This window comes from Aurantibacter sp. (genome assembly GCF_039941195.1).
Taxonomy (GTDB): Bacteria; Bacteroidota; Bacteroidia; order Flavobacteriales; family Flavobacteriaceae; genus Aurantibacter_A.
In genome coordinates this window covers 1-5,712 of the sequence record NZ_JBDVFA010000099.1, presented here as the reverse complement: position 1 = coordinate 5,712, position 5,712 = coordinate 1, and the positions used below count along the sequence as shown (strand labels likewise).

Annotated in this window: 6 protein-coding genes; 5 read left to right on the top strand and 1 reads right to left on the bottom strand. The window is 34.7% G+C overall.

Features of this window, described 5'->3' with window-relative positions; genetic code table 11:
* Positions 1 to 425 (bottom strand): vWA domain-containing protein (locus ABJF52_RS17170; RefSeq protein WP_348153107.1); only part of this gene is annotated, 425 nt, incomplete at its 3' end.
* A 209-nt stretch (positions 426 to 634) separates the two neighbouring features.
* Here ABJF52_RS17170 and ABJF52_RS17165 point away from each other — a divergent pair.
* The 5 genes from ABJF52_RS17165 to ABJF52_RS17145 form a co-directional block, all read left to right on the top strand.
* Positions 635 to 2,830 (top strand): histidine kinase, encoded by a 2,196-nt coding sequence (locus ABJF52_RS17165; RefSeq protein WP_348153105.1) that lies wholly within the window; start codon positions 635 to 637, stop codon positions 2,828 to 2,830.
* The gene (locus ABJF52_RS17160; protein ID WP_348153103.1) at positions 2,830 to 3,558 is read left to right on the top strand and encodes a LytTR family DNA-binding domain-containing protein; all 729 of its coding nucleotides are present in this window, start codon (positions 2,830 to 2,832) and stop codon (positions 3,556 to 3,558) included. Before ABJF52_RS17165 ends, ABJF52_RS17160 begins: the two co-directional genes overlap by 1 nt.
* A gap of 18 nt (positions 3,559 to 3,576) precedes the next feature.
* The gene (locus ABJF52_RS17155) at positions 3,577 to 4,086 is read left to right on the top strand and encodes a gamma carbonic anhydrase family protein (protein ID WP_348153101.1); all 510 of its coding nucleotides are present in this window, start codon (positions 3,577 to 3,579) and stop codon (positions 4,084 to 4,086) included.
* A 38-nt stretch (positions 4,087 to 4,124) separates the two neighbouring features.
* On the top strand, positions 4,125 to 5,009 hold the full coding sequence (gene fabD / locus ABJF52_RS17150; protein WP_348153099.1) for an ACP S-malonyltransferase: 885 nt from the start codon (positions 4,125 to 4,127) through the stop codon (positions 5,007 to 5,009).
* Between the two features lie 247 nt (positions 5,010 to 5,256).
* Positions 5,257 to 5,712: Calx-beta domain-containing protein (locus tag ABJF52_RS17145; protein ID WP_348153098.1), on the top strand; the 456-nt coding region annotated here is incomplete at its 3' end.

The window sequence follows — 5,712 nt, the reverse complement described above, 5'->3', positions numbered from 1 at the left end:
CAATATTCTTCACCGCCATTTGTAGTTAGAGAGAATAATTTCTCCGAAATTTCATCAAGATCGCTACTAAAATTTAAAACTTGCTGGATATATCCTTCTCGAGAGGATAGGTTGTCATTGCCATATTGATATAGCGCAATTTGTAGCTTAGGTCTAGCTTCATTTCCACATTTAGCATGCGTAAATTCGTTTACAATATCCCATAGTTGAGCTTTGGCTTGGTTTATAAGGCCGTCCATGCTATTGCTTGTGTCTAATAGTAGTGCAATTTTTACTGTATTGTTCATTTCTTTTTCCTCATTAACCAAGGCTTGGGCTATTAAAGGTTCTGGGGCTGTTTTTTTCGTCGTTAGTTCGCAACTATATGTATTTGTAATGGTCGCCGCTAAAAGTCCTATCGCTAAAAATCGTTTTGTATTTTTCATAGTATTTATTTGAATTATTCTGATGCTAAACTAGAATCAAACTAATTCTTAAAAAAAGAGCAATGAGTTAACTACCCTTTTGAATGAGTAAACCATACTAATGATTGTGTAAGACCTTGATTTTTGGTCTATAAACTCCCTGTTTTAAGGAAAGGGCTGTTTTTTAGAACCGCATAAAACCTCTAAGTTTACGTTGTAGTAAGAGGTATATGAAAAGAGTTATCTACATTTTTTTAATACTGCTTTTAAGCAATAATATTAGCAATGGGCAACAGCAGCAAACTGAGCGAGTCGAAGTTAAAGGCTCAGTTTTGGCTAAAGAAAGCTATGTGCCTATTTCTGGTGTTGCGATTTCTACAGATGGCGGGGCGTATACTGAAACCAATAATTTAGGTGAATTTAAAATTACCGTAGCTATAGGCGATGAGCTTGTAATTCGAAAAGCTGATATAGAAACCTTGCGTTATGTTATTAAAAATGATGAGGATATTAAAGTATTAGTGGCGGGTTATGATGGCGATTCAGTTAGTAAAAGGTCTGCTTCTAAATCTGGAATTTCAATGCATCAATCTTTTTTAGATTCCGCAATTCAATATAAAAGAGAAAATATTGAGAAAAGCATCGATTTTATATCGCAATCTATATCCGAATTAGGAGCGAACGCTAATAAAAAAGAACTAGCAAAATCTTTAAGTACACTTGGGGAGGTATATCAATATTATCAGCAATATGATTTGGCAATTTCTAGCTTTAAAGATGCCCAATCAGCTAATAAAACAACAAGAACAGCATTGTTGTTGGGTAGAGTTTACATTTTAAATAAAGATTTTAATAATGCGAGAAATACATTAGTGCCCTTATTGGAGATTAAAAATATGATTCCATATCAACGTACTGAGCTTTATGAGTTGTTGGGAGATGCTTTTAAAGGAAAGAATGAGATTAATACTGCGGTTTCGTATTATGAGGAAGGTTTAAAGGTTGCTGATAAAAATCAAATTACCCCGAAGGTAACTGATTTAAATTCTAAAATTGCTGATGCTTACGCTAAGGTAGGTCGTACAGTTGAGGCAGAAGGTTACTTTAATAATTCGCTTAAGTTAGCGAGTAAAGAGGCGCCACAACGTGCAATTCAGGAAAAAGAAAAGGTTGCTGATTTTTACAATGATAAAAGTAGGTATGATGAAGAAATTCAATTGCGTAAAAATACCTTGTCAGAATTGAATAGTTTGCCTGCCCCAATTGTAGCACAAAAATCAAATTCAACAGGATTGGATTCAATATCATCGCAGCGTATAAATTATAAAATTGGTAGAGCATATATTGCACAAGATAAATATGAAGAAGCGATACCATATCTGGAAAAGAGTATTGTAGAAGCGGGTCTTGAAGATGATTTGGTAGTTCAAAAGGATGCCACAAGAAAACTTTCTGAATTGTACGAATCGAAAGGAGATTTTACGAAGGCTTATGAAACTTATCAAGATTATGTGGCTGTAGTCGATACGTTATATGTGCGTAAAGAACAAGAGATATCACAAGCAGCCAGATTCAATAGAGAAATTTCATTGAAACAAAGCCGTATAAGTGGTTTGGAACAAGAGCGCGAATTATCGCAAAGTAAATATGATTTAGCAGTTACTGAGCAGCAATTAGTACAGGAAAGCGTTAAAAGGCAGCAATGGGTTATTTATTCATTAGTAGCCGGACTTATTTTAATGGGGGTAGCAGCATTTTTCTTTTATAGAAGTAATCAACAACAGAAATTAGCGAACAATCTATTGGCCCTAAAATCGCTGAGGTCTCAAATGAATCCGCATTTTATTTTTAATGCACTTAATTCTGTAAATAATTATATAGCGAAAAGTGATGAGCGAAGTGCTAATAGGTTTTTAAGTGAATTTTCAACTTTAATGCGTTCTGTGTTGGAAAATTCGGAAGAAGATTTTATTCCATTATCCAAAGAATTAGAATTGCTGGAATTATATGTGAAATTAGAACATTCACGATTTCCGGATAAATTTGATTATTCGTTGGATATAGATGAAAATATTGATGTTGCTGCATTCGAAATTCCACCGATGTTATTACAGCCCTATATTGAAAATGCTATATGGCATGGGCTTCGGTATAAGGAAACGAAAGGATATTTAAACATAGAAGTTATATCAAAACAAGAAGATTGTATTCAAATTGTTATTTCGGATAATGGCATAGGGCGTAAAAAATCGGCAAGATTAAAAACTCAAAATCAGAAAAAACAGAAATCCAAAGGAATGGGTAATATTAAAAAGCGAGTTGCAATATTAAATGACATGTACAAAGATCGAGTGGATGTGGCTATAACCGATTTAGAAAATGATGGTAGTGGAACCAAAGTGATTCTCACCTTAAAAAAAGATTGATGAAACTGAATGCAATTATAGTTGAAGACGAGGCTAATAGTCGAGAAATTCTTAAGAATTATTTGGTAAAATATTGTCCAAATGTAGCTTTGTTAGGAGAGGCTTCAAGTATACAAGAAGGACTTGATTTAATAAAAGGAAATGCTCTCGATTTGGTTTTTTTGGATGTGGAAATGCCCTTTGGAAATGCTTTTGATTTATTGGATCAAGTGCCGGAACGAAATTTTGAAACCGTTTTTGTTACTGCATATAACCAATATGCCATGGATGCCTTAAACAATCATGCAGCGTATTATTTAATGAAACCAATAAATATTGACGAACTTATTAAGGCGGTGGATCATGTGTCTGATATTGTTTCGAAAGAAAATGCATTAGCCGATAAAGTGTTAACCCCAAAATTGAAAAGCGTAATTGGAAAAATTACAATTCCACAGCAAGATGGCTTCCAGGTGTTAAATGTTAGTGATATTTTATATTGCAAGGCGGATGATAATTACACCGAAATACACCTCGAAAAGAAGAAAATATTAGTTAGCAAAACATTAAAGTATTTTGAAGAGGTCCTAACTGAGTTTGCATTTTCTCGCATTCATAAGTCTTATTTAGTTAATGTAAATGAAGTGGTGAATTATAAAAAAGGCAAGGGTGGAAGTGTTGTGGTTTCTAATGGAAAAGAACTTCTTGTCTCAGCTTCGCGCAAGAAGGAATTTTTGAGCTATTTTTAGTTTCTAAATTTTGAAACTATGATTATAAAGTCCGTCAGAGGAAAAACTCCCGAAATTGGAAAGGATTGTTTTATTGCTGAAAATGCAACTATCGTTGGTGAAGTCACAATGGGTAATCAATGTAGTGTATGGTTCAATGCAGTGTTGCGTGGTGATGTTCATTTTATAAAAATGGGAGATAAGGTAAATGTACAGGACGGTGCTGTTGTTCATTGTACCTATCAAAAATCGCCTACTACAATTGGTAATAATGTTTCAATTGGGCATAATGCTATTGTTCATGGCTGTACCATAAAAGATAATGTTTTAGTGGGTATGGGTAGTATAATAATGGATGATTGTGTTGTTGAAAGTAATAGTATAATTGCGGCAGGGGCAGTAGTTACAAAAGGGACTCATGTGACTGCTGGTACTATTTTTGCTGGTATGCCAGCAAAAAAAATAAAAGATATTAGTCCGGAATTAAGTTCAGGTGAAATTGATCGTATTGCCAACAATTATGTAACATATTCAAGTTGGTTTAAGTAGTATTTATTGCCTATGTTTGCCAATCAAAATTTACAAAAATGAACGCATATATTTTTCCTGGTCAGGGAGCTCAATTTGTAGGAATGGGGCTCGATTTATTCGAAGAATACCCGCAAGCTCAAGAACTTTTTGAAAGTGCTAATGATATATTAGGCTTTTCAATAACCGATATCATGTTCGAAGGTACAGCTGAAGAATTGAAGCAGACCAATGTTACCCAACCTGCAATTTTTTTACATTCAGTTATTTTAGGAAAAATATGTGGTGATAATTTCAAGCCAGATATGGTTGCTGGTCATTCATTGGGTGAATTTTCTGCTTTGGTAGCCAATGGTTGTTTAAGTTTTGAAGATGGCTTAAAATTAGTAGCAAAACGAGCAGATGCAATGCAGAAAGCATGTAAAATTCAACCAAGTACAATGGCTGCTGTTTTAGGATTAGAAGATAGTATTGTTGAAAAAGTTTGTAGCGAGGTAGATGGAGTTGTTGTTGCTGCAAACTATAACTGTCCAGGTCAATTGGTAATTTCAGGTGAAATCGAGGCTATAAATATTGCTTGCGAAAAAATTAAGGAGGCAGGTGCACGTAGAGCTCTAGTTTTACCAGTTGGTGGCGCATTTCACTCCCCTTTAATGGAACCTGCAAGAGAAGAATTAGCTGCTGCGATAGAAATGACGGAATTTAAAAATCCTACTTGTCCAATTTATCAAAATGTTCCTACAACTGCAGTAATATATTCTGATGAGATTAAGCAGAATCTTATTTCGCAATTAACAGCTCCAGTTAAATGGACGCAAAGTGTGCAACATATGATAAAAGACGGGGCTACTGTGTTTACTGAGGTTGGACCAGGTAAGGTACTTCAGGGACTTGTAAGAAAAATAGACGCTACCCCAGAAACCACATCGATAATCAAACCATAGTGCTGTTTTATCCGTATATTATGTAGTTGAACTATAAAAGCCTGATTTAAACCTTTATATAAGGCGTTGGGCGATTTTTTTAGTATTATTGATCCCAAATTTTGCTGAAAACCACATACTCGCTGTGAATTGAATTGAGAACATTCGAAGAACAGTCTATGAAATGAACTTTAGTTGTATTGTTGTTATTTGACTAGAGTGAATTACATCTGACCTATTTAAAAAGAATAGTATTGCACAGATGAAAATGAAAAGAAAAAAAAATTGCTTCTCTAAAATTGACTTCAAACGTTTTAGGGGATTTTTGGTGTTAATTATTTTGTTGCTTGGCTTTAATGTACAAGGGCAAATTGCTAATATAGAATTGGTAACTCCATCAGCTGCAAGTGAAGCTGGTGCTGTGGGGGGACAGTTTCGGGTATATTTAACTGGGTTTTATTTGGCTGGTGCAAGAACAATTAATTATACTGTAACTGGTACCGCCAACCCTAATGGTACTGCTGCAAATGCTAGTGATTACAATGCTTTACCTATCTCAGTTACTATACCATCGGGTGGTTCTGAAGCTTTTATTAATGTAGCAGGCATAGTCGATGATAATCTTGTTGAAGGGACTGAGACAATAATAGTAACTTTAAATAACGGTATAAATTACACTCCAGCTTTAGGAGCTACTTCCTCCGCCACCCTTTCTATTGCAGAT

Excerpts from the sequence above, each read along its gene's own strand:
- fabD (WP_348153099.1), top strand. The coding sequence starts at position 4,125 with ATGAACGCATATATTTTTCCTGGTCAGGGAGCTCAATTTGTAGGAATG.
- ABJF52_RS17155 (WP_348153101.1), top strand. The coding sequence starts at position 3,577 with ATGATTATAAAGTCCGTCAGAGGAAAAACTCCCGAAATTGGAAAGGAT.
- ABJF52_RS17165 (WP_348153105.1), top strand. The coding sequence starts at position 635 with ATGAAAAGAGTTATCTACATTTTTTTAATACTGCTTTTAAGCAATAAT.
- ABJF52_RS17160 (WP_348153103.1), top strand. The coding sequence starts at position 2,830 with ATGAAACTGAATGCAATTATAGTTGAAGACGAGGCTAATAGTCGAGAA.